24 protein-coding genes are annotated in these 23,917 nt (G+C 61.6%); 14 read left to right on the plus strand and 10 right to left on the minus strand.

The annotated features are described in order from the left end of the window. Positions 1–3 precede the first annotated feature (3 nt). From P5W99_RS35970 to P5W99_RS36000, 7 genes are read left to right on the plus strand one after another with little or no spacing between them, the layout of a single operon-like run. Positions 4–1,620: a type II secretory pathway protein gene (locus tag P5W99_RS35970; protein ID WP_434667667.1), complete on the plus strand. Its 1,617-nt coding sequence runs from the start codon at positions 4–6 to the stop codon at positions 1,618–1,620. An 8-nt stretch (positions 1,621–1,628) separates the two neighbouring features. Then, entirely contained in the window at positions 1,629–2,930 is a 1,302-nt protein-coding gene (locus P5W99_RS35975; protein ID WP_434667670.1) for a hypothetical protein, read from the plus strand. Next, positions 2,917–3,672, plus strand: a complete 756-nt coding sequence (locus P5W99_RS35980) for a hypothetical protein (RefSeq protein ID WP_434667673.1) — start codon at positions 2,917–2,919, stop codon at positions 3,670–3,672. The genes P5W99_RS35975 and P5W99_RS35980 overlap by 14 nt, the downstream gene beginning before the upstream one ends. A gap of 2 nt (positions 3,673–3,674) precedes the next feature. Further along, positions 3,675–5,948 carry an ATPase, T2SS/T4P/T4SS family gene (locus tag P5W99_RS35985; RefSeq protein WP_434667675.1) on the plus strand — a complete coding sequence of 758 codons (2,274 nt, stop codon included), beginning with the start codon at positions 3,675–3,677 and terminating at the stop codon, positions 5,946–5,948. Then, entirely contained in the window at positions 5,945–7,081 is a 1,137-nt protein-coding gene (locus tag P5W99_RS35990; protein WP_434667678.1) for a type II secretion system protein, read from the plus strand. The genes P5W99_RS35985 and P5W99_RS35990 overlap by 4 nt, the downstream gene beginning before the upstream one ends. 14 nt (positions 7,082–7,095) lie before the next feature. Continuing rightward, the gene (locus P5W99_RS35995; protein ID WP_434667681.1) at positions 7,096–7,689 is read left to right on the plus strand and encodes a hypothetical protein; all 594 of its coding nucleotides are present in this window, start codon (positions 7,096–7,098) and stop codon (positions 7,687–7,689) included. A gap of 12 nt (positions 7,690–7,701) precedes the next feature. After that, complete coding sequence (locus P5W99_RS36000; RefSeq protein WP_434667684.1) at positions 7,702–8,910, plus strand: hypothetical protein; 1,209 nt, start codon at positions 7,702–7,704, stop codon at positions 8,908–8,910. 939 nt (positions 8,911–9,849) lie between these two features. On the opposite strand, the gene P5W99_RS36005 is transcribed toward P5W99_RS36000, so the two are convergent. The 6 genes from P5W99_RS36005 to P5W99_RS36030 form a co-directional block, all read right to left on the minus strand. Further along, positions 9,850–10,890, minus strand: coding sequence for a CAP domain-containing protein (locus P5W99_RS36005; RefSeq protein ID WP_434667687.1), 1,041 nt, complete (start codon positions 10,888–10,890; stop codon positions 9,850–9,852). 195 nt (positions 10,891–11,085) lie between these two features. Then, positions 11,086–11,472 carry a hypothetical protein gene (locus tag P5W99_RS36010; RefSeq protein WP_434667690.1) on the minus strand — a complete coding sequence of 129 codons (387 nt, stop codon included), beginning with the start codon at positions 11,470–11,472 and terminating at the stop codon, positions 11,086–11,088. After that, entirely contained in the window at positions 11,472–11,648 is a 177-nt protein-coding gene (locus P5W99_RS36015; protein WP_434667693.1) for a hypothetical protein, read from the minus strand. The genes P5W99_RS36010 and P5W99_RS36015 overlap by 1 nt, the downstream gene beginning before the upstream one ends. Further along, positions 11,649–12,854 carry a FlhC family transcriptional regulator gene (locus P5W99_RS36020; RefSeq protein WP_434667696.1) on the minus strand — a complete coding sequence of 402 codons (1,206 nt, stop codon included), beginning with the start codon at positions 12,852–12,854 and terminating at the stop codon, positions 11,649–11,651. Positions 12,855–12,930: 76 nt separating this feature from the next. After that, positions 12,931–14,178 carry a hypothetical protein gene (locus P5W99_RS36025; protein ID WP_434667699.1) on the minus strand — a complete coding sequence of 416 codons (1,248 nt, stop codon included), beginning with the start codon at positions 14,176–14,178 and terminating at the stop codon, positions 12,931–12,933. 333 nt (positions 14,179–14,511) lie between these two features. Beyond that, positions 14,512–15,108 carry a nuclease-related domain-containing protein gene (locus P5W99_RS36030; RefSeq protein WP_434667702.1) on the minus strand — a complete coding sequence of 199 codons (597 nt, stop codon included), beginning with the start codon at positions 15,106–15,108 and terminating at the stop codon, positions 14,512–14,514. Between the two features lie 443 nt (positions 15,109–15,551). Here P5W99_RS36030 and P5W99_RS36035 point away from each other — a divergent pair, with 443 nt between their 5' ends. The 6 genes from P5W99_RS36035 (at position 15,552) to P5W99_RS36060 (ending at position 19,579) form a co-directional block, all read left to right on the plus strand. Then, a complete protein-coding gene (locus P5W99_RS36035) occupies positions 15,552–15,896 on the plus strand; it encodes a hypothetical protein (RefSeq protein WP_434667705.1) in 345 nt (114 codons plus the stop codon). 111 nt (positions 15,897–16,007) lie between these two features. Continuing rightward, a complete protein-coding gene (locus P5W99_RS36040; RefSeq protein ID WP_434667707.1) occupies positions 16,008–16,448 on the plus strand; it encodes a hypothetical protein in 441 nt (146 codons plus the stop codon). 176 nt (positions 16,449–16,624) lie between these two features. Beyond that, entirely contained in the window at positions 16,625–17,272 is a 648-nt protein-coding gene (locus P5W99_RS36045) for a hypothetical protein (RefSeq protein ID WP_434667710.1), read from the plus strand. A gap of 12 nt (positions 17,273–17,284) precedes the next feature. After that, positions 17,285–17,878 (plus strand): single-stranded DNA-binding protein, encoded by a 594-nt coding sequence (gene ssb / locus P5W99_RS36050; RefSeq protein ID WP_434667713.1) that lies wholly within the window; start codon positions 17,285–17,287, stop codon positions 17,876–17,878. 350 nt (positions 17,879–18,228) lie between these two features. Then, positions 18,229–19,263 carry a primase-helicase zinc-binding domain-containing protein gene (locus P5W99_RS36055; RefSeq protein WP_434668357.1) on the plus strand — a complete coding sequence of 345 codons (1,035 nt, stop codon included), beginning with the start codon at positions 18,229–18,231 and terminating at the stop codon, positions 19,261–19,263. 97 nt (positions 19,264–19,360) lie between these two features. Then, positions 19,361–19,579 (plus strand): hypothetical protein, encoded by a 219-nt coding sequence (locus P5W99_RS36060; RefSeq protein ID WP_434667716.1) that lies wholly within the window; start codon positions 19,361–19,363, stop codon positions 19,577–19,579. Between the two features lie 76 nt (positions 19,580–19,655). On the opposite strand, the gene P5W99_RS36065 is transcribed toward P5W99_RS36060, so the two are convergent. The 4 genes from P5W99_RS36065 to P5W99_RS36080 form a co-directional block, all read right to left on the minus strand. After that, positions 19,656–19,904: a hypothetical protein gene (locus P5W99_RS36065; RefSeq protein ID WP_434667719.1), complete on the minus strand. Its 249-nt coding sequence runs from the start codon at positions 19,902–19,904 to the stop codon at positions 19,656–19,658. Further along, a complete protein-coding gene (locus tag P5W99_RS36070) occupies positions 19,904–20,059 on the minus strand; it encodes a hypothetical protein (RefSeq protein WP_434667722.1) in 156 nt (51 codons plus the stop codon). Before P5W99_RS36070 ends, P5W99_RS36065 begins: the two co-directional genes overlap by 1 nt. A 99-nt stretch (positions 20,060–20,158) precedes the next feature. Continuing rightward, the gene (locus tag P5W99_RS36075) at positions 20,159–20,539 is read right to left on the minus strand and encodes a hypothetical protein (protein ID WP_434667724.1); all 381 of its coding nucleotides are present in this window, start codon (positions 20,537–20,539) and stop codon (positions 20,159–20,161) included. After that, on the minus strand, positions 20,536–21,546 hold the full coding sequence (locus P5W99_RS36080) for a PRTRC system protein D (RefSeq protein ID WP_434667727.1): 1,011 nt from the start codon (positions 21,544–21,546) through the stop codon (positions 20,536–20,538). The genes P5W99_RS36075 and P5W99_RS36080 overlap by 4 nt, the downstream gene beginning before the upstream one ends. 1,135 nt (positions 21,547–22,681) lie before the next feature. On the opposite strand from P5W99_RS36080, the gene P5W99_RS36085 reads away from it, so the two are divergent. Beyond that, positions 22,682–23,812, plus strand: coding sequence for an integrase domain-containing protein (locus P5W99_RS36085; RefSeq protein ID WP_434667730.1), 1,131 nt, complete (start codon positions 22,682–22,684; stop codon positions 23,810–23,812). Positions 23,813–23,917 lie beyond the last annotated feature (105 nt).

The following is a 23,917-nucleotide window of genomic DNA, read 5'->3' on the forward strand; positions in this document are numbered from 1 at the left end:
GAAATGCGCCTCCATCCTATCCGCACCCTGATCGCGGCCGCGACGGCAGCATCACTCGCAGGCTGCGCCGTCATGCAAAGCGACGTCAACGGCGTCTACGACCAGGCAAACGCCACTGCGAGCGCAGCGCTCGATGGTGCGGCCAATGGCATTCCGCTCGTTGAGGATGTGCCTACCGCGTTCCTCGGTGATCGTCCGGTGCCGCTTGCCTACGAGGCGACGCTGCCCGCGGTGTTCCGTGACAAGAAAGTCACCTTCCCGCCGAAGCTCGACATGAAGACGCTCGCCACACTCGTGTCGAACGCTTCGGGTTATCCGGTGCGCGTCAGCCCCGATGTCTTCGTTCCGCGTGACAGCCTGATTCCCCGTGCGTCGAGCGACGGCAAGAGTACGCAGACCTTCAATGGCGTGAAAGGCTCCGACAACCCGCTCTACGATCAACCGTGCGAGTCGTGTGGCATTGGCCGGTATCTGCACGACGTGACAGAGAACCTGGGACTTGACTGGTCGTTCGACGGATCGACCATCAATATCAGCCGGTTTGTCACGCGCATGTATCAGATCGCGGCGATCCCGGGCAAGGTGTCGATCGAATCGCGCATGTCAAAGGGTACCGATACATCGATGGGGAACCAGTCGAGCGGTTCGACGGGTGGTGCGAGCACGGATACTGGCTCTTTCTCGGCGATGACTTCGAGCGGACGCAAGGGGGACTTCGACCAGATTGCGGCGATTGAGGACACGCTGAACAAGCTGAAGTCGCCGATGGGCCGGATCACCGTGAATCCGCAAAGCCGTCTGGTGATCGTGTACGACACGAAGGAAGCGGCTGACCGCATGGGCGACATGCTCAAGCGCGAGAATGCAATTTCCACGCGCCAGGTGATGCTGCGCGTGCGCACGATCCAGATTGCTCTGAACCGTGGCAGTCAGGCGGGTGTAAATGCCGATGTCGTCTACAACAAGATCCAGGGCGGTCTTGCGCAATGGGCGGTCAGCTTTGCCTCGCCGACGTCGCTCTCATCGGGCGGGGGCACGGTTGGCCTCTCCGTCCTGCAGGCGAACGCGCCCTTCTCAGGCACGAACGCCGTCATCAACGGCCTGAACCAGTACGGCCGCACGATCTCCGACAACACGATCTCGAAGCTCACGCTGAACGGCCTTCCTGTGTCGGTGGCGAACTTCCAGTCGGACGACTACCTGCGCACGACCACGCCTTCTTCAGGAAGCCTTACCGGGACCTCGAGCGGCGTGGTGGGCCTGACGCCCGGCACGCTTACGACGGGTGACTTCCTGCACATCTTGCCGGCGGTCAACGACCACAACCAGATCCTGCTCGCTTACTGGCGTGACAGTTCGAAGCAGAACGGACCGTTCACGTCGGCCGGCGCTGGTTCCGGTCAAACACAGCAGGCGATCCAGCTTGCACACACGATCGGCAGCAAAGACGACGAGACCATTGCGCTTTCTGACGGACAGACCATCGTGCTCTATGGCGCAGTGACCGACACCGCGGACAGCACGACAAACGGTGGCCTTGCCGGTATCACCGGTACCTGGAACAAGTCACGCACGTTCCAGGTGGTGATGCTGACCGCAACCGTTGTCCCCTCGATGTAAGCATGGGCATGCACATCACAGAACCGCTACCGGGAGAGAAGCGCGCGAGGCTGGTGTTTGGCCTCGACTGGCGTGCCTGGCCTGCGAAGGGCGCGAAGGATGGCCGAAGCCGGTATGCGGACGATTTCGGCGCGTCGCACTACGTCGAAATGAAGCTCGGCGATGAGATGATCGGCGGCTTCTGCGCTCCGGACCCGGCAGAGTTGCGCCGCGTGTCGCTGTATTCGGGCGCGGCACGCATTGCATCGCTTGAGCGCGTGCGGGCGAGGCCCGCGGTGCTCGTGCTGATGCAGGACGGGCAGCGTGTGCATCTGGTCCATGTGGTGCGAGGCGCGGTGCGCAACGATGAGGTCGTTACGCTCGAGCAGGCCCGCAAGCGCCAGACGGACATCGCGCAGCAATGCCAGCGCGCAGGCCTGCACCTGACGTTGCTTTCCTCCGGGGAATCGATCGAGGCAGGTGATGAACCATTCCGCCCCGCCGAGCTGCTGCAGCAGAAGAAAGTGGGGAAACTGCGTCGCGTGCCGATGGGCGTGCCCAATGCAGTCGTGGTGCCGCTGCTCATCGGCATCGGTGGTTTCGCAGTCAAGCAGATATATAACGCCTTCAATCCGCCGGAGCTTGAAGTGCAGAAAGGTCCTACGTGGACCCAGAGCTACAACGAGGCCGTCAGGCAGACCTTCGCGGGCGACCCGCCACTCGCTTCGGCGCTTGCACCGCTTCTGCTCTCAAGCGTGAGCGCAGTGCAGACCAACCGGGCCGGGTGGCAGTTTGATCAGGCCATGTGCCAGGCGCACGGCGTCTGCGCGATCACCTACACGCGTATGGGCGGATCTTTCGAGGATTTTGCGTGGGCGGCGACACCGGCGATGCAGCCGGTCACGTTCGCTGCGAACGGGCTGTCGCTCACCGCAGGCGGCCCGGCGGTCCCGAAAGTGGACGCGGTGTCGCCAACGTGGCAGGGGGTGTGGCCAGGCGAGCAGCAGCTTGTCAAGCTCCTGCAGACCCCCCCGCAGCGCCTGTCCACGGTGCCCACCGACCTGAAGAGCTTCGGGTACGTGGTGCATATCGAGCCAGCGGCGCCGTTGCTCGCAACACCGCCGCCGGCGAACGAACCTCACGGCCCGCTAATCCGCGAAGGCACGTGGGAGATCGATGGCTATCTGTGGCAGGCACCGCTGCTCGCCAGGTTGCCGTCAAACATGACGCTGGAGACGTTGAGTGTGAAGCTCAATACCTCGGCGCCTGAGGAAGCCGGAAAGGTCGGCATCCAATTCGTTGCGAAGGGCAAATACTATGTCGTGCAGTAAATCTCTTTTCCTCGCCGTCGCCTTCGGCATCTCGACTGGCAGCGTGCTACAGGTCGCGCAAGCCGCTACGCCATCGATGACTGCGGCCCTCGCAGGCACTTCGGCCAGACTTGGTGTCGCTGCGAGTCACGCTGCAGCAGCCGGCCCCGTTGCGAATGTGACTGGCGCCAGTGGCCCGAGCGGGGCGACGTCGTCGGCGGCGCCGGCGGCACCGGAACCGGGGAGCGGCGTTGTAGCCAGCGCGGCGCACGATGACGCCAGCCTGAGCCTTCGTGACATCGACCAGATGGCGCGTGGCAAGGTCGCCCAGTACTTGCGCGGTAGCGAAGCACCGGCATCTGCGCCGAAAGCCGGTGTTTCGCGCTCGACGCCTGCCCCCGTTGCCAGGCAGACCGCGACGTTCACGCCCACGCTCAGCCAGCCGCGAGCCCACATACAGACTGTCACCTTCGTCGGCGGCTTTAGCGACGCAATGGGGCAGCACGTCCTCTACGAATACAAGGGCGCGGTCTATCCCGCGCGCCTCGGCGAAAAGCTTCTAAACGGTGCGGTGGCGCGCAAGGTGGACCGACTCTTTGTCACGGTTTCGCAGGGAGGCCGGACGTGGACTGAGTCGATGAGTCCGGGTGCGCAGGAGAGCCAGTCGACGGGCAGCACCATGGCCGGGCCGCTTGCAGATCTTGCTTCACCACTGCCGCCGGGATTCGCCCCTGGGGCTCAGACCATACCGCTGGGGAGGTAATGATGTCGTTGTTCGGAAGCGCTGATAGCAATGAAAAGCCGCGCGCCGGTGTACTCGCCCGACTGCGTGGCTGGCGTGGTGGCTTCGTCGAGGAGTCCGATAGTGCGCCGGTCGAACCGGCGTTCACGCGGCATCGCGAGGCGAAGAAAGGGCCGGGCGCGCCGCCGGGTTCGCTGGGCGCACGTCTGCGGGATGCGGAGGTGATGGATGTCGAGGCGCGTGAGAGTCCGGACGCGATTCCACCTAGGACGTCGCAAGTGGAGCGCGACGAACTTCAAACGCCCGTTGGTGGCAGCCCGGATTTCGCGAGCGCTGACAGGGCCGAGCCGGAGACGGCTGCCGCTACGCCTTCCGAACATGTTGGCCCGCTAGACGATGAGGTACCTGCGTCTCGCGATACGGATGCCATGCGGGAGAAGGCGTCGCCTGCCGATGCGGACTTCGTTGTGTCGTCGAACGGCGAGGCCTTCGATGTACGTACGCGCCGTGACTGCGAGCCGGATGCGGGCCCCGCAACGTCGCGCGAAGTCGGTGATAGCTCGCCGCACCTGAGTCGCACACAGGATGACGATAGCGCAGGCACAGCGCTCGCGGTCTCCGACGTGGAATACACCCCGGTTGGCATACCTCGCCTGTTGTCGGCAGAGGCTTTGGTCGATTTCAAGCGGATCTTGTGCGACACGACGCCGGACGTGACCCTGCGCATCAGCGCGGAGGCGCGTCTCAGATTTGTCGCGGTAGACATGCAGGCCGGTATGGCAGTCGTGATTGCCACGTGCGAGTTCCATCAGAGCGCGCTCTACTCGACGTATCTGCAGGACCTCGAGCGCGCACACGTTGCGGTGCGCGAAGAGATGATCGCGGCCGAAGATGTCATCGCAGGGATCTACGAACGCGCCCGCATCCGGCTGTCGAAGAACGTGTCCGAGGGTTCCCGCGCCATCGCGCTCTTTCGCGATGTCATGGAAGCCGCACGGGGCTATGACGCGAGCGACGCGCACTGGGAATCGCGCGAGTACCAGTCCGACGCAGAGTTGCGCTTTCGCGTCGACGGCGACCTCTATACCTTCCGGCGCATGCGAAAGGAAACGGTGCTGCGCGCCCTCTCTGCTGCCTATCAGGATCTCGTCCAGCGTAATACCAACAGCGGCAACGCGTTCCAGCCGACGGCACCGCAGTCAGCGATGATCCCGCTCGCGCTTGCCACCGATACGGTGAATCTGCGCTGGCAAAGCGCGCCTCAGGTCAACGGGTTTGATGTCGCGCTGCGCCTGCTCGATGGCAACTTCCGCAACTATACGGTGCGCATGCCGCAGACGATGGGGCTGGAGGCAAGCCAGTTGCGCATTGTCGATTCGCTTGGTCACGCGAGTGGCGGGGCTGTGCTGCTCTCGGGTGAAACCGGCTCGGCCAAGACTACGTTGCTGCGCGCGCTTGCATACATGGTCGATGGGCGCGAACTCAAGAAGCAGTATGCGGTGAGTCTGCCGTCCGAATATCCGATGCCGTGGCTCTCGGACCAGTCGATCACACGTGGCCTCGACGAAACAGAAGAGGAATTTCGGCGCAAGGTCGTTACGGTTATCCGCACCCTCATGCGGATGGACCCGGACGATCTGACCGTGGCGGAAATTCTGGACTCGGCTGTTGCGGGTCTGGTCGTTGAACTCGCACTGACTGGTCACCCGGTTCGCACGACAATTCACGCGGACAGCATCATCGGTGTGTTCATGCGTCTCATGGGCGACCGCCTGCAACTGACTGCCGACGAGGTGGCATCGGAGAAGTTCGTCAACGCAGTGGGAAACCAGAAGCTCATCCCGTTGCTCTGCCCGCATTGCAAGCGTCCGGCTGCCGACGTCATGCCTGCTGCGAAGCTCGACCTGCTGCGCACGAAATTCGGCATGGACGTATCGCAGATGGCCTGTCGCGATGACAACGGCTGCGAACATTGCCGCAAAAAAGGGCTGTTAGCGCGTGACGGGAAGGTCGCAGGAGGCACGAAGGGGCAGACGCTCGCGATGGAGCTGTATCGTCCAACGCCGGCGTTTCTCGATCGCATTGCGATGCGCGACTGGCGTGGCGCTGAGACCGCGTGGCGCAGCGAGCGCGCAACCGGGTTCGGCGACGCGGATATGACTGGCAAGACGATCTACGAGCACGCACTTTACAAGGCATCCCAGGGACTCATCGATCCGCGCTTCATCGATCTCTCCATGAGGCCGTTCGACGTGTATCGCGTCATGCCGGACCGTGACGGAAGGATGCCGTCATGATCGGCCATCTCTTCTACCCGTTTCTGATGCGTCTGCCCCGCAAGGAACGCATGACCCTCGCTAAGCGCCGCTTCCAGAAGGTGCGCGAGTCATTCTATCGCGAGTCCCGCCTGGACATTGAGGCCACACATAGTCTGCGCAACCGCGAAACGCTCATGGAACGTCTTGCGGTACTCGAAGAGCGCGCGCGCAGGCGCAAACAGATCGTGTGGCTGGCATATCGGGAGATCGGCGAGCGCATGGGGCAGGGCGACGGTTTGCCGGTCGCAATGAAGGCGTTCATCCCACTGGAGGAATTCGCGCTGCTCGATCTGGCGAGCACGTCCACCCAGGAGGATGCGGCGCGCCGTGGCTTCGAGCTTTGCGAAATGGCGGCGTCCGCGAAACGGATCCTCTCGTCGACGACGTCGATGCAGATGGCCTATCCGGCATTCCTGCTCGTCTACATGTACGGCCTTTGCATGCTCTTTGGCGGCATGGTCTTTCCGGAAGCGCTCGAAGTGCGGCCGCTTGAACAATGGACGGCAGTGGGTCGCGTGCTCTATGCGATCGACACGTTCTGCTTCAACTACTGGTGGCTTTCAGGAACGGTTGTGGTTGCCGCGGTGGTCGCCTACTTCCACACGCTCAAGCGTTGGACCGGCACGTTGCGCAACCGGCTCGACGCAGCGCCTCTCATGTGGCGTAACCGCCGGGACCTGCGCGCAGCGCTCCTGATTGTCTCGTTGTCAGGTCTCTTCGATTCTGGCCTGACGCTCAGCGGGGCGCTCGCGCGGGTGCGGCAGCACGCCGACCCCTGGCTGCGCTGGCACGTCACGCGGATGATGCGACGCCTCGAAGCGAAGCCGGAAGAGCCGATGCGGGCGCTTGAGACCGGGATCTTTTCGGAACTGGTCGTAGACAGGATCGCGGACGCGGAGCGGCGTGACAACTTCGTCGACGCCATCAAGTCACTCGGCCGGAGCTCGCTCGATCGCGTGGTTGAGGCGGTCCGGCGCAACGCGCGGATCACGCACTACGTGCTGCTTGGTTTCGCCGCCGGCCTGTTTCTCGCCCTGGGCGTCGGCTCCTACGTTGCAACGGGCATTGTCAGCATGCAAAGCGCCTTTAGCGCAAACACCACTACCAACTGAGGGCAGGAAAAGAAATGAAAATCGAACAACGCAAAGAAATTCAGAACGAACGCTTCCGTCGTGTTGCTCGCCTGAAGAAGCAGAAAGGGGAACTGTCGCTGATCGAATCGGGTGCGGTGCTCGGGGCGGGTGCGCTGGTCGCACTCGTCGTCTATATGGCTGTGCCGTTCGTGCGCAACATGGTCGCCGCGCACCAGTTCAAGAGTGAGGCGTCGATGTTCCACACGGGCATCCAGAACGCCACGCTCAACGATGCGGATTTTTCTGCCGAGAGCCTTTCGACGCTGGCGAAGAACCATGCGTTTGATGCGGCTGGCGCACGCATGGCAAGCGACTATTCGTCGGTGACGGGTATGTTCGGCGGTTCGGTGACGGCGTCGGTGGGCAAGGTGACGAATGCCAACGATGCCATGGTCGTGAGCTATCCCGTACCTGCGGCCGTCTGCTCGATGGCGACCAGCGCGCTCGTCAACACCTTCCCGCAGGTCGTTGTGAATAGCACCACGATCTTCAGCCCGACAACCACCTACAGCAGCTCGGCGGCGGGAACCGCGTGTACCTCAAGCGGTGCCGTGGCCACGATCCAGTTGTACACGACGCGCAGCTAAACGGGGAAGCAGATGACCAGCTTCATTGAGTTGGTGCTCGTCCTCGCGGCGATGGCGGTGCTGTCGGTACAGTCGATCCGCGAGGACATCGAGAAGCACCGCTCGGCACTGCTCGCGACCGAAGGTCAGAACGAGGCGGTGATTGTCGATGCGCTCGGAAGCTGGATCACCGACAACTATCAGACCTTGCTCGCACAGTACACGCAGTCTGGAAGTGCCACACTCACTGCGCCAACGATCACCCAGCTTCACACGGCGGGGAACCTGAAACAGGTGCACAGGGCTGGGCCGTTCTGGGGCGGCGCTTACACGATCCAGCTCGCGATGCAGCCTGCGGGATGCTCTCCGTCGGCTGGCAACTGCCATGTCGCGTTCCAGTTCTTTCCGTCCCTGTCGTACACCCGCAATGGCATCGCGGACGTGTCGGGCGCGGCCCAGATTGCGCTTGGAGCGAACAAGGGTGGACAGTTCGGCTACTCAAACTCGACCAACCCGGGAACGATCACCGGCATCAACGCGGCGTGGACGGCGAGCAACCCGCTGTCGGGCGCACCGGCGGCCGCCATTATGGCGACCAATGGCGCTAACTCCGATGGCAACGCGGTGTACATCCGGCGTGATGGTAGCCTGACCTGGACCGGCGACCAGAACGTGAATGGCGTGAGCCTGCACAACGTCAACAGCGTCGACGCGACGGGCACGGTCGCCGGGCCGCTGGTTTCCGCGTCGAACGTGGCGGTGACAAACGCCATTCGTACGCCTGACACGCTGTATGTGCATAACGCGACCGGCACCGCGCCCGCTCCGATTAACACGGGCAATTCGACGGTGAATGGGACGCTCAGCGTCACGCAGACGATCACCCCGGGCGCGATCGCGACGCCGCGGACGTACTGCCCGACAAACGGAGCGGCGGCGACGAACAGCGACGGTCGCGGCCAGTGGCTGTCGTGTCAGGACAATGTCTGGATGCCCGTGGGTGGCCCGGCGGCGCGATACAACTACTACACGGTCGGCAACGGCTCGGTCGTTCCGGCTCCATCGTGCTTTAACGGGGGCTCGCCGCAGATCATGCTTGCGCCGCAGACCTTCTATGTCGACGAATCCGCACAGGTGAACATGACTGCCTCTGGCGCCGGTCCCTGGTCGATAGCGCTGACCGATGGCCTGGGAGCGGACATTGGTGCATCCGCAGTCGTTGAAACGTACTGCGCCTACTGATAAGGGAAGGAAAAGATGCGGTCTCGATTGGGATGGAGACTCCGCGCGCTCGCAGGTCTGGCCGCGGCCTTGATGGTAAGTCAGGCACACGCGCAACGCGCGCACTGTTCTTACGGCTGGCAGGACTCCAGCTGCGTCACGCCCGTATATCGGGCTAAGCAGCTGCCGACGACGTGTTCGATGGACCCGGGTTGGACAGCGCTCGCCGTTGCCGTGTGGCAAGGGTCGAAATTCTCTGCGCCGCAATGCCATTACGATGCGCCGCCACCATGCCAAGTCGGGTACACGCAGATAAGTGCGCCCGTTTGGAACGGTTCGAGTTGGAGTGCACCGGTTTGCCAGCCGCCTACCCAGCCGTCCCCACCGACACAAGCGCCTCAGCAGGCTTGCACGAATGCCGTCATGGGAGCGACCGTAATTGTTGGTGGGAATGGTACGAGTACGCGGCGACTCCCTAGCAACTCCTTTACGCAATATATGGCTTTTTTCTCGATGCCGTGGGCCTCGTATACGGTCCAGTGGCAGTTCCCAGCCTATACCATGGGGGACGCCTTTCCGCAGATCGAAATATCCAACGGACGGATCCTCATGGGATTGCCCCAGTCGACGCAGACAACGAACACTTGGTATGGGGCGACCTATACAGGGCCGTCTTACCCTGGCCAGAATGGTATAACCATGTACAACGGGTACATGGCGATTTGTTCGATTGACCCGAGTGGAAATTTTGCAGGAGTGGCGTTATCGCCCATGTTTCCGCAAGTGGATGACGCCAACTGAGCAGGAAAGCGGAAAACCCTAGGCGCGTTGAACGGTTGAAGCTCTTTTCGGTCATCGCTTCATACGGCTGACTAAGCATAGGATGCCGGTAGTACACGGAATGAAAAAAGCCGTTCGGTTTCGAGGCCGAACGGCTTTTCCCTTGTTGACCCTACAGTTTTAGCCGGTCACGTTGCCCGTCGTGAAAGTGAAGTTTCGGCTGAATGCAGCACCGTTGACGATGCCGGTAATCGACACTGTGTACGTCACGTTTGGCAACAGCGGCGACGTCGGATAGGCCACAGCCTCAGAAGCCGAGATGAGCTTGTTCGGATCGTTCGTCGAATTCAGCAATTGCAGCGTGATGACGTTGCCAGATGTGTCGGTCATCGTAGCCGATTGCAGAAAAACCGAATCCGTACTGTTTCCGATCACGACGACAGGCGTCCCCGATCCGGATGCCGAGACGTTCGGCGGGGTCGGGCTTTCAGCGACCTCCTTGTAGGGCACTCCCGTTACGCCTTGGCAGGGGAAGGTCAGCGGGGCGTTGCTAAGCGTCTGCGCTTGCGTGCTCGTGATGCTCAATGATTCAAACGTATCCGTGTATGTGTATGAGCCCACGGTTGCTTGAGTTTCGTACTCTCCAAGGCCCGCGATGTTTGCCGGGAAGTTCGCGATGACAGAGTGGTACACCCCGCCGACCAGCCCGTAAACGAACTGTTGCCCCGCTACAGATGCCGAGAAGTCTTGCGGGAAAACGGCATTCCCGCCACCGCTCGCACCGCCAACTGAAACGCCCTGCGGAAAGCCCGCATAGACCGCGCGATCCGTGTAGCTGCTGCCGCTATAGCCAGCGTTTGTCGATACTTCCGCATCTGTGAAAGCGTTGTTCAGGCCCATGTACTTCGAGTGATTCTGCGCGGCCGCATCGAGAACGGTGTTCTCTTGCAGCACCGGAAAGCCGCACTGCTGTCGGTACTGGTTCAGCAGGGTGAACGCGGCCATCTGAGCGCTGTTTGCTGCGAACTGGGGCGTGGTCACGGTGCCTGTGACGGTCGGCGAAGTCGTCGTACCGCCGGCGGAATTGCCATTGCCGGAGTTCGACGCAGAATTGTTGCTACCGGAGCCGCCGCTTCCACCGCCGCCGCCACCACAGGCGGTAAGCGCGAGTGCAACGGCGACCGAGATCGCGGTGAGCGCGGTGATTCTCTTCTGGTTCATTTTTTAGTTCCTATTTGGTTTGTAGCTGCGCCCATCGCACCAGCCTGATATCACTTTGCCGGGCCTGTGACGAAGTCAAGTTGCGTCGCCAGACGGGGGCGTGCTCTATCGCTAACGGAAAAATCTGGAAATATCTTTAAGCGAATGCTGAGAAGGCCCATGAGCGCACGGGGTTTTGATGCAAAACGAATCGATTCAGGCGTGTTTCCGGCGCTTGCGATGGAAAATGCGCAGGCCAATTAAGGCTGCAACCAGAAGTCCAGCCGTCGACTTTGGCGCGATGCCTGCCAGGCGGGGAACAGCTTGCCCAGCGATCCAGACCGCGGTGAAGGCGATCAGTGCGTGTGCAAAGACTGGCCGGTTAAGCAGAGAGATTAACTTGCCTGGGCGTTCTGCTATCCACAAGGCATAGTCTTCGTTGATCTGCTCAAGGTCGCTATTAGATTCGGACGTTGCGCGCGCCTTGCGGTAGAAGCTTTCGTACTCGTCGAAACGCAGGTCGCCGTAGCCGCGAAGCCAGGCCGACGCGCTATCGCGAACCATCCAGGCAAGATCTTTCATCGCGAGTGCAGGTTCACTCATCAGTGCATCGACCCGGCGTGCCAGGGCACGCCAGCCACGGCGCCAACGATGCAGTGGCCGTCGTCCTCGGCGTAAAGCGCGCCGGTTTCCGGGTTTTGCCATCCAAACTGTGCCGTGCCATCGGCGCTGAACACGACGAGGCCGGGGCGTAATTCGACGGATTGGCTCGTTTGCAATTAGTTGGCTCCCTTGCCGCTTCGCTCGCGCGGTACGAGGCTGTTGCTGCAAGCCGGGCAGGTGAAGCTGTTGCGCATTTCGATTTTTGACTCGTTGTTTGAGACGATGTAGTGCGTATGGCACTCCCGGCACGGTGCGATCGACAGCCGTGCGTCCGCCGCCATCGCTCGCGTCAGGTTGTAGCCGCGATCGGTGGCGAGCAGCCGCTGCCCGTTGCGGAAGAGCTGGTTGTAGAGGTCGGCGGCGGCGATCAGCGCCTGCGGGGTATTGGCACCCATGTTCAGGGCCGAGCGGTACAGCCAGATAAAGGCCGTTGAATGCAGACGCTGTTGCGGCTTTTCGACAAACCACTGAAGCGAGTTCGGCAGGTTGCCGCACGGTGAGCGCTTGCCATGGATTGCCATGTACATCTGGCGAGCCTTGCTCTGCGGCAAACGGAAAAGCGTCGCAGCCGTACTGGCGCGGCACCCGTGCGCCATCAGGGCCTCGGCGTACATCTCGTGCGTCTCGCGTCCAAGGCGCATTTCAGCCCAGTTTGCTGTGTGAGGCAGTTCCCCTGCGCGGAACGGCGTCGTCGACATGATGTGATGGGTGATCTGCTCGAGATTGAGGTCGTTCGCAGTGAACTCGAACCAGAACGCGGGGCTTACGAAGCGCCACTGAAAGAGGGGGAGGTCACCGATACGTTCGAGCGCGGTGAGCAGCTTGTATCCTGGCAGTTCGCCGAGGTAACGCGCGAGGTCCGGCGTCATGCCCAGCACTGGCGCACTCAGGATGCTCGTGTTTGCAACCGACTGGATGATGTCGAGGAATTGCCTGTTGTGATGCTGTATCGACTGCGTGGTCAGTCCCTTGCGAACGCGCGGCATCTTGCGACGCAGTTCGTCGACGGCGCGTGTCGTGGGCGTCGCATCGATGAAGCAGCGCCAGTCCTCGATGGTCGGCAGGGACGGCGACAGCATGAGAAAGGGCGCGTTGAGCAGGCTACGAAGCGAATTTTCGTTGTGACGGAGATGGTCGATTTCCTTGACCTCTACCCGATAGATCGCGTTGAACGCCGGGTTGTCGACCAGGACCTGCTTGATATGGCTCACCAGATCATAGTTGATAAAGCGGATGCGTTCGGCGATCCATCGTGGAAGGTGAAGGCGGTCGATGGCCTTGTAGTCATCTGCGGATCTGACGTGCTTCGGTTCAATGTTCATTATTCACTTCTATTCTTTTAGCGGTGTCTCTCGCGTGGCCGTGCGGCGCGGCCACCCCTGTGGAATCCTGAGCGGTCTACGCCGCCTTTTTCAATGCCGCGTTGATTTCCACATGGAACTTTCCGACCAGGTCGCCAAGCGCCTGGAAGACGGCCCCGAAGCGTGCCGGGTTGCCGTCGGCGGTGCACAGCAGCTGAGCGCTGTTGTATCGCTGTGCGAAAGCGCTGAAGTCCTTCACGAGCGCGTTCATTTCTTCGTCCAGACGGCGAGCCGCTTCGAGCGCCGCGGCATCTTCTGCGAGTTGTGCCGCGATCTCGGCGTGCTTCTGCTCTTTTTGCTCGATGTCTTCTCTCAGGCTCTTCGATTTCGCGTACAGCTCGTCGTATTGGACCTCAAGGCGCCTGATCTCTTCCTTCACCTGCGGGTCCTCTTTTGCTGGGGGCCGCGCATTCGCATCGTTGAGTTCGCGCCTGGCCGTCGCGAGCGCTTGCTGCGTGTCGTGAAGCTGCTGGTGAAGGGCGCTCGAACTCTGGCTGCTCAACGCGAGTTCGTTACGCAGCCGGTCAGTCGATTCCTGTGCGTCGGATTGTTGCGCGCGCAGCTGTTCGATCTCTTGCCGGAGTCGGTTGGCTTCGCTGCTGGCTGAGTTGAATTGCTCCAGCAGGCCAGCGTACTCGGCATTTACGGAGTCCAGTTGCTCCTTGTCCGCGGTGATGTGATCCTTCTGTTGGCGCAAGATAGAGATCAATTCGCGAACGGTCCGGGTGGACATCTCCGGGTCATCCTTCTTCCTTGCGATGATCTCTTCGACGATGTCATCACTGATGTCCGTGCCGACCAGGTACTGCATATCGGTGAGGCGCAGGAATTCGACCGCGTCAGAATTGTCGTTGAATCGCGCGTACGCCTTCAGGTGGAGGCGGATTTTCGCACTTGAGATGCGATGAAGCTTCTCGATGTACGCGTACATATCATCGGTCGCGCGCTTCTGCGTTTGCTTGCTGTCACCGAAAGCACCGATATATGCCGTGTGGATGGTGCGAAGAATGGCGCCGAACTGAAAGCCGAGCTCCATGTGTGCGTGCATGATGCGGCGTACCGACTCGTTAATCTCGGTACTGCAGTGCATCAGGTTCTGAAGCATCTCTTCGGGAAGTTTGTCGCCGAATGCTTCGCGCGCCGTGACCGTGATGTCGGCGGCTGACGGCAGATGGCTGCTATAGAGGTCGCGAATCTGGCCGTCGTCGTCAGGCAGTGCGAGGCCGTCTTCCGGGATGCTCGGATCGAAATTGGCGTCGTCGAGTGGCTTTTTCTTGTTGCTCATCTTCTATTTCCAGTGTCTGTTTGCGGGAGCGTTTGACTACGCGTCCCTGGAATCGCGGCGTCGGCGCATTCCATTTCCGTCACGAGTGTCAGGCCTAGCGTACGCGCCCTTTCCGAACGTGACTCCGCGAAAGGTGATGAAAAACATGTAGCTTTCGGTTATTACATCCGCGAAGTTATGCAAACGGCAACGTTTGCTGTTTCTTTAGGGCCTTCTCGTGCACGTTTTCGGTGAGAATCTATTTCGTTTTTAGCAATTGATGTATTGAGCATAATTGCTTTCCAGGCAGTACTTACGTTGACCGGCTTCTGCCCGCAAACCCTGAATGCGTGCTCACGCAGACGCCGGCAGTGAGCCAGTTCGCTGATATTGATGAGCGCGGGCGGCAGATGGGGGTGGAGAGTGTAATCGGGCGCGGCAAACACACCCAGTCCCTCGATGGTCCACACACGCGGCAGCTTCGCGATCAGAAACGCAACCTTCGTGTGGTTTTGTGCGAGGGGCGAGCGACGTGTCTCGCGCGAGCCGTTGCTGCTGACGCGCACCAGTTCGTTGCGATTCGCACCGGGATCGATGGAACCGCCCCCAGTTCTTTGTCTCGATGACGAAAAGGCCGAACGGGGTCACCGCAAGATGATCGATCTCCGCAGTCGGAAGCGCCGTGCCTGGGGCATGATGAAGAAGCACCGCGCCATCGTGCAGGTAGAAGTCGTCGCCACATAGGCCTGTGAGCACGCGGCGCAACTCGGCGCGAACGGCTACTTCGCTGGCTTCCCCACATGCATGGGCGCGAGTCGTGGGTGTTTGCTCGACGTGATCCGAGGGTCGCGCGAAACCGCGCGTGCCGCGGACCGGCCGGTTATGACAGGCTCGCCCGATGAGTCGCCAGCCGAGATAGCCGATTGCGAGGTAAGCGAAGAAGCCGGACATGTTGGCTCCAGTGAACGATGACGGTTCCAGTCCGCCTAGCTCGCTGCGAAGTCAAGTTTCGGCGACGGGCCGCAATCGCATGGCGACTTAAGCCCGAAAAGCTCCACAAAAACTGCACCATTCCGGGTTTAAGCGTTTAAGCGCCTAAAGGAACGGGCCACCCGAACGTAAGCCCGCACGAATTTGCGAGCATTCGGGCGTGCGAGCGTGGTGCTGATCCGCTAGCCTGAACATATCCCCGCGTCCCGCACGCATCGAATCGCAGCACGGTCCTCGTGCCGCCTCTACCTCTTCCCTGCCGGTTCGCGAGTCCGTTCGCGGTGATCCGTTCATGGGTCACGGCGAACGCGCTACGCGTCGGTTTTCCCTGCTCGACCACGAGCATCGAAATCTCAGGCACTGCCTGGACATTCCCTAGTGCGTTAATTTTTCTGGAGAGAAAGATGCTGGATCTTTTGATCAAGGATGTGCTCAAGTCCCCGGGCAAAGTGCTCGCCTTGTGCCTCGTCGTGTATCTGGCGACGTTGTCGTTCTTTGTCTGCCTCTTTCTCGGAGCCCTTGGCGCACGCTGGCTGTACAAGAAGGCGAAGGCCCTCGAAGCGGCCGAGCGTGAAGCTGCAAGCGTGCGCGCCGACAAGGCACGCGAGCAGGCACAGCCCGAAGCACAGAAGAGTGCTGCAACGGTTTCGCCTGTGTCCGCCGGCGTCACTGCCGACACGGCGCCGAAACGGCAATACGCCAAATCGGCTGTCGTTATCCCCCTGAAGAAGACCGGAACCCGCGACTAGGTTCCTGTCCTGTCCATCCGTCGCGGCCTGGCCGCGACGGCCCCTTGCCCAAGCCGGGAATCCATTCCCGGACATGGGTATGCGATTGCCCGGCTTCACCGGAGCAATCCCATGAAAGCAGAAGTCGCTGCCTGGCAGCTCGACATCTTCGGCGAGGCCTCTCCGGTACTCGTCGTTCCCCCGAAACCCGACCCCCTTCCGCATCCGAGCCTCTGGAGCGCATCCGTGCGCGCCGCGATGATCGATGCGCTGATCTCCCTTGCCCGCGACAGCCGACGCGGTGACCGCATGCCCGAGTCGCTGATGGACTGTGCGACGCTGCTGAGCGAGCGCCTGCGCAATGTCCGAATCGACGTGGGCGACTACGAAGCGACGCTCGGCTGGATCATGGGCTTCTGGGACGGTGCGCTCTCGTACAGGGACGTTTGCCGCGTGAACGGCATCGATCCCGAGACGCTGCAGGATGTGATCCTCGAGAGACCGCTTCTCGCTCACGATCTGAAGCAGGTGCGTCTCAAGTACTTTGGAAAACCAATGGAAGAGGCGAACTGATGGTCGCAAACTATCTGTTCCGCGCCTTCGCGGACCTCTTCCCCAGCCGGCCGTGCGACATGCAGACAGCACACGTACCGCCTGCGCCGGCCACGCGAGGTGAGCCTCAATCTTCGTCGCAGCCGCGCGAGATCGGCCACGGTGCACCCAACGAGACGTTCGTCACGATCAATGGAGTGCTCCATCTCTTCGTTGACGAGGGCGACTGCATCGCCCAGTTTCGTCCTGCGTTCGAGGAGACGCCGAGCGACACGCCGTTCGGCACGAAGATCCTGCCGGAGCTCGTGCCTCACTGGTCACTTCTGCGTGAGCATCGTGTCCCGCTCAAGGACGCAATCAAAGCTGCGATCCGTTCAACGGGCGCGCCGGCGGCGAACGTGCAGGTACAGCACGAGCCAGCTGGTCACGATGCTTCGATGCCAGCTGTTGTGGACGCACACGACGAAGGTGAGGCACAGCCGATGCCAGCTCGTCGTCGCGCGTCGCGCGAGCATGCGCCGCGCTCAGACGATTACTACGCGGCAACGGTCGGCAAGGTGCTTAGCTGGGGCGAGGAGAAGTTTCCGAATCGCAAGCCAGGCGGCAAACCGTTCTACACGTCGTTTGCCATGCATATCGAAACAGCACGAGGCGAGCGCACGGTGCAGGGCGAAGGCCTGAAGGATGCGATCGCCGAAAGGGGCTGCCGCGTAGGCGACAGCGTTTCGGTTTGTCGACTCGAGAAGGTCAAGGTACCGGCGTTCACCGATGGTGGACGCCCGATCATGAAAAACGGCCAGCCGGTCCTTTGGGACAAGTGGCTCTGGTCAATCACACGTAAATAGGAGCGTTACTCCATGGCATCAGTAAACAAGGCCATCCTCGTTGGCAATCTCGGCGCGGATCCTGAGGTGCGTTATCTGCCCAGCGGCGACACTGTGGCGAACATCCGTCTCGCAACCACCGACCGTTACAAGGACAAGGCATCGGGCGAGTTCAAGGAGACGACTGAGTGGCATCGTGTTTCGTTCTTCGGGCGCCTTGCCGAGATCGTCAGCGAGCATCTGAAGAAGGGCTCGTCGGTGTACATCGAAGGGCGTATCCGTACACGCAAGTGGCAGGCGCAGGACGGCACAGATCGATACTCGACCGAGATCGTTGCAGACCAGATGCAGATGCTCGGTGGTCGCAGTGGCGGCGGGCGTCGTGAGCCTGTCGGCGATGACGAAGGGTTCGAATCGCGTGAAGCGGCGCGAGCGCAACGTGCTGCCGGCTCTGGCTCCGGCTCGCCGCGTGCGGCCTCCAGCGTCCCACCCCGGGCACTGCCTCCGCAGTCCTCGGCCGGTGGCGGTGCTGGTATGCGCGCGCCGGCGGGCGGTGGCTTCGATTCGGACGACGACGATATCCCATTTCTCGGCCAGTACACACGTGCGGCCTGGGCCGCTATCTGATCCCGTAAGGGCTCACCATACGTCGTTGCGAATCCCGCAAATCCTCACCTGACGTTTCGTGGCGCACCTTCGGGTGCGCCGCATAACACCTCTCGTTTGCATCGTCCGCGCCTCGCGGACCCGTTCTGTCGAAAACCTGAAATGTGTTCAAAAGAGTCGCTTGCGTCGCGCAGGCTGCTCCTTTGAGCGAGCGTTTTCGCGCCTGTCTAAGGCACCGACCCAACCCACTTCCGACAGGAGAGTGATCAATGAGTACGTCTGGACGCGGGCTGTCACCCGAGAGGTACGAGTGGCTGCAACGCAAGCTGAAGGAATTCGCGCTCTCTCCGGAAGCGTGGATTTCGACCTTGATGAGCTACGGCATATCCGCCGATTACCTGACGGGCAACGCATGTGCCTGTCCGGTATGTGGTGGCGATGACCGCTTTACCTATGACAACAAGAACGGCCGCGGTGACTGGGTTTGCCGCAAGTGCAACGACGGCTACCCGATGGCTGGCGATGGTCTTCAGTTGATCGCCCGTGCGAATCGCATGGGGCTGTATCGGTTGATGTGCGAGCTCGATGGCGGGAAACCGCCGTCTTCACGCGTGTCACTGAATCAATCAGCACCGGCCCCGAAGCGCAAGGCCGATCCGGCATTTGTGGCACGACGGCTGGATGGCATGTGGGCAAGCGCGCGGCCGCAGGCGGTGGGCGATCTGTCGATGCGGTATCTGCAGGAGCGCGTGCCCGGCCTCACGGTCGGACCGTCGCCGGTGCTGCGTCTTGGCATGCTCGAGTATCGGCATGAAAAGAAGGTGCTCGGCGAGTGGCCGGGGATCGTGGCGCGTTTCGAATTGCCCGATGGGCGCCTTGGCACACTGCATCGCACCCTCCTCGATCCGCTCAAGCCTGCGAAGGCTGTGATCGTGTCGCCGGATGGCGAAATCCTTGATTCGAAGTTGAACGACATGACGCTCAATCCACTTGCGGGTGGCGCGGTGCGTCTGATGGCTCCCGTTGACGGAGAGATCGGTGTGGGCGAGGGACTGGAAACGGTCTATGGCGCGCATATGGAGTTTGGCGTACCGGTCTGGAATTGCCTGAACCGGATCCTTCTTTCGAAGTTCGTCGTCCCGGAAGGGCTCGGCATCAAGGTCGTCCATATCTTCATGGACTTTGATGACGTGGATCCGAAGACGCGGCAGTCACCGGGCGTGAGTGCGGGCATCGTCCTCGCGAAACGGTTGCGGATCGAAGGCTATACGGTCGTGCCGCATCGACCGAAGTTGCGCGGCACGGACTTCGCGGATCAATGGAAGTCGCGGTGGATCGCGGCGCATGCAACTGCCCCTCTGGCGCGTCCGGCGTCTCACGCATTGCGCGTGCCGCAGGCTATCTGATTGACGCCGGTTCGTCCGGCTTTTTTCTTGAACCTGCCCGGTGGGGATTCGTCCCCGCCGGGGATGGACCGTCGGGCTCTTTTTTTTGAGGCAGAAGATGAGCTACTTCCAGATGAAGGTTGGTAACAAGTTCACGATCATCGCGACCAACGGCGCGGCGAACGGCAACCAGCCGGTGCTCAAGTCGGACGCAACAGGCTTCGATGTTTTCGATCGCAGTAGTTGCAGAACGGTTCGTCGCGATGAGCCCTTCGACGCGGCATTCGACTTCTGCACGAGGCGTCTCGCACTCGTGCCAGCGAATACCAGGCAATGATTCCAACCCTAGAAGCGACGGCGGCCCCCAATCGGGAGCCGCCGTTTTTTTTCGTCCATAGGAACCACCGTGATGACTAGAGAAACATGCGCCGGCACCGAAAAATCAGGGAGATGGCCGTGCGCGCGGCGTAGAAGAAGCCAACGGCCCAGCCGACGCCAATGCTGCCCGCGGTGAAGAACAGCCTGCCGGTGTCCTGCAGTCCCCTGGCGTACAGCGCCACGCCGAGCATTGCGACGACATAGCAGGCGAGTGCAACAGCAGCGCGGCGCGCGAGCCAGTGCCACTGCGTGAATTTCGCCCAGGCGCTTTCGAACCTGCTCATTATTCTTCTCCTGTATTTTGCGCACCGTCGAACAGGACGCCGCCGAACTTCCAGCCGGCGATGGCAACTGCAACCAGCGCGGCGAGGTACACCCACGTGAGCGGCTCCTCCAGACGCTGACCGTGGACGATGGCCAGGAGGCGTTCGTATTCCATGTCGGGTTCTCCTTTGAGGTTTATGCACCGGTGCACAGCGCGGCGCGCTGTGTCACCGGATGCCTGATTTCATCTTGACAGAAGCGGGCGAAAGTCAAGTCAGAAGGAAAAGTCGACGAGATTCGCGAGATCGCCACCCAGCGCGTCATCGAACGAGGGAGCGTCATCCGCTGCCTCGCCGACACGCAGTGCCTGGATGCCTTCTGGGACATTCGCCGCGTTCCTTGCCGGTCCTACGCCTTGCGCACGCTGGGGCGGCGGCGTGCGCGCCGCCGCCGCTAGCGGCGCGGGCGAAGGAACGCCCGCGTCAACGCGTACTGGAGCCGCGTCCCGCATGGACTCCTGACGAAGCATCCCTTCCGCGAGCGACTTCAGTACCGCCGCGCGCTCGCGTGCCGATGCGCAGCGTCGAAGTCGTTCGTGCAACAGCGGGAAAAGGAGGGGATTAATCGTCACCTCCATCTCGAACTTGTCACTCATGCCGCGCGGCGCTCACGCGTCAGTCCGGCTTCGCCAACGATGAGAAAGCCGCGTGCGTTTGCGAGGCAAGGCGAGTCGATCAGTTCAATGACGACCCGGGGGAATGCGCGGCGGATTGCCGAAGCGTAGAGCGCTGCGCCGCCCCCCGACAGGATGACCGAACGCACATTCGGCAACCGGCCGACGTTGTTCTGCATTTCCTTTACGACACCACTGATGATCGGATCAGCCTGCTCAACGTAGGGCGCGAGGTCGATCTGCTTGTTGTAGAAGAAGAACGGGGTGTGCTCGCGCAGTGCCTTGTCGACGAGTTCGATGTCCTCCACCTCCTCGTCTTCATCCCTGGAGATGAGGCTGGCGATGCGCTGATAGATCTGCGATGCGCCGCCCGGCATGCCGCCACTGCGGCTGTCGTCCATCGTGAAGCCGTTTGCGTACACCCAATCGGTCGTGAAGTAGCCGACGTCGACAACCAGATGCGCGTCGTCGCGTGCGAAGCCGCCATTGCGTGCGTTGGCCGCAAGCACGAGCGAGCCCAGGGGCTGCGGGAGCACAACGACCTTGTCGACGGTGATGCGACCATGGCCGAAGTCGATCTCGCCCGCGAAGCGCTCCTTCAGCGTCGCCGAGTACTTCTTCATGTTGTGAACGGGCAGCCCGAGAACCAGGCGTTCGACGTGCGTCGCACCGGAGAAGTGGAGTGCGCCGAAGAGCAGCGCGGCGTAGTTGTCGGTCAGCACGTAGTCGTCCGCAAGCGCACGCCCCGTTTTGCCGTAGGCTGCCGTGAGGGAGACATCGGGACCGACTTCATATTCGATCCGGTCGATCGTAATGGTCGCCACCTTGCGTGAGGCGAGCACACTCTCGCCGTATCCTGAGAGCGAGCGGCTTGCGGCAAGGGGAGCCAGCGAAGGAAACATGCCGGTCGCGACTGTGCCGCTCGCCGCGCGGTATGCGTACTTGGTGTTGCCGTAGCCGACGTCGATGGCGAAGACGGGAGTTTTCATGCTGTGGATCCCTCAGACTGGGTGAAATTGGTAGGTTCGGGACAAAGCCGGAGATAAACCCGGAGATTGCTTTTGCACTTCACGCGAACCCCGGTTTAATCTCGGGGATTGCTTCGCAATGCATTGCAAACCCGGAGATGAACTCCGGCATTGCTGTGTCCAGTCTATCGAGCGCAGCGGGAAGTCAAGTTTCCGAAAGCGCGCGGGAACAGGTCATCTTTTGCTCGCGCGCTATTGCATCGAGTGTCTATTCTTGTCAGTACCTGTCGCGCCGATGGCGCATCGACCTGAAGTGCATGGCACTTCGTGCGTCCTGTTTCTGGCCGAACCGCCCAACATTCCCCCGCCCGCGAGGGCAACCTTCCCCCGACTGTCCGAGCTCCCTTGTGACGCGGCTTTTTTTTCAATCAGATCAACTCTCCAATGGTCACCTTTGAGGACCACTGGACAGTGCGATATCCATACGATCGGCGGGTGTCCGCCGGAATGCGGCGCAATGAGACAAAGGTGACGCGGACAGTTGGACAGTTCGCGAGCCGGTGTCATGCGTCATACACACGTTCCTCCAGCCCACAGTGCTGGGTGCGTTCACAAAGCCCGACACACCGCGGCGGAGATGAACGTGCTTCGGAACGGGGGAGAGCCTGCGCGCTGGCCACGCCAGTGTTTCGCGCCTCCCTGTACGGAAGATAGAACGGTCCGCGCAGCCGTCACCAGAAATGCGCAACAGGAATTACCCGGCAGTTGGCCCGGGCACCCGCATGCCGCAAGGTGCTGTGTGGTGTCCAGACGCTCGAAAGCGTCCGGGGTCGGTCGGGTAGCTACACCAGGCGGCAAGGCAGCACAGCGTCAATTGCGGGAGCGGGTTTGCGCGCAACGCAATCCGGCCCGTGCCGCAGGAAGGTGGACAGTCGGAACGCATCTCTTCCGTGCGTCGGGCTGATCGGATGGAATCGCTAAAGGCAAGGAAGGCAGGAACCCCGCTCAGGGGGAATCGGCGAAGCCGCACGGGCGGCACGGAACAACGGACCGGCGGGTGCGGCCGCAACGGTGTCAGGCAGGGACATCGGGCATCGCGCGCTGGCAGACACGGTCTGTGCGGCTTCGCGCGGAGCGCAACGGCTATGGAGAAAAGATGGCGGCGATACTGAACGTGCGGGCGGTGTTGCGCGGTTACCGGCTGACGCCCACGGTTGCGGAGGCGCTGACCCGCCTGCTGGACGATCACGTGGCGTCGATACACAGCCGCACGCGCATTAGCGGTAAGGCCCTGTCGATCAAGACCCAGGAATACAGGGTGCGCGCGATATGCGGTGCGCTCGTCGAGCTGCGGCAGGGAGGCTTCGCACTCGAGAGCCCGTGGAACCTGCGGCGCAAGCACATCGAGTGGCTGGTGCGGCACTGGGTCGACGCGAAGCAAAGCGGGGGCACGATCGAGAACAAGCTCACGTATCTGCGAGCACTCGCCGGGTGGATGGGAAAGGACAACATGGTAGGCACGCTCTCGGACTACGTAGACCGAGAGGCCAGCGGGTTGGTGCGTTCGTATGTCGCTGAGGTGGACAGGTCATGGTCTGGTAACGGCATCAACGCGGCGGAGAAGATCGCGGAGATTGCGGTGACGTGTCCGCGCGTGGCCGTCCAGTTGAAGCTCCAGGTGGCGTTCGGTTTGCGAATCGAGGAGAGTTTCCTGCTCAGGCCGCTCGAGGCGGTAAAGGATACCGGCATGCTGGATGTGACGCGCGGCACGAAGGGAGGGCGCAAGCGCGAGGTGCCGATAGAGGTAAAGATCGCGGTGCTCGAGGAAGCCGCTAGGCTCGCAAATCCGTTGACCGGCTCGACGATCCCGGCGGACCGCACGCTCAAGCAATGGCTGAACCGGTATAAGGCGGTGCTTCGAAAGCACGGCATCGTCAAGAAAGGGTTGGGCATCACAAGCCACGGACTGCGGCATCAATATCTGCAGGAGCTCTACGAGAAGGTGAGCGGTGTTCCTGCACCGATCAAGCTTGCCGACACGCGGCCCGATCCCGAATTGCATAAGGAGGCGATGCGTCGGGTGGTGGAGGCGGCCGGCCACAGCCGGGTGACGAAGGCCAACGCCTATCTTTCGACGTTCGCGCGCCAGGAACGGCTGGCGAAACCGTCCCCGACGATCGATGAGGCGGCAAAGGCGCTGGAGGCGGCAGGAGGCAACAAGACGCACGCGGCGGCCGCGCTCGGAATTTCGCGGCAGGCACTGTACCGGCTACTCGAAGCGGCTTGAACGCTATTTGTCTGGAGAAACGTCCGGCCGCGCACGGATAGCCAACACGGCGTGGCTATGATGGCAGAGCCTCGACGCGATCCGGGGGGCGCCGAATGAGCACTC

The organism is Paraburkholderia sp. A3BS-1L (genome assembly GCF_051125215.1).
Taxonomy (GTDB): Bacteria; Pseudomonadota; Gammaproteobacteria; order Burkholderiales; family Burkholderiaceae; genus Paraburkholderia.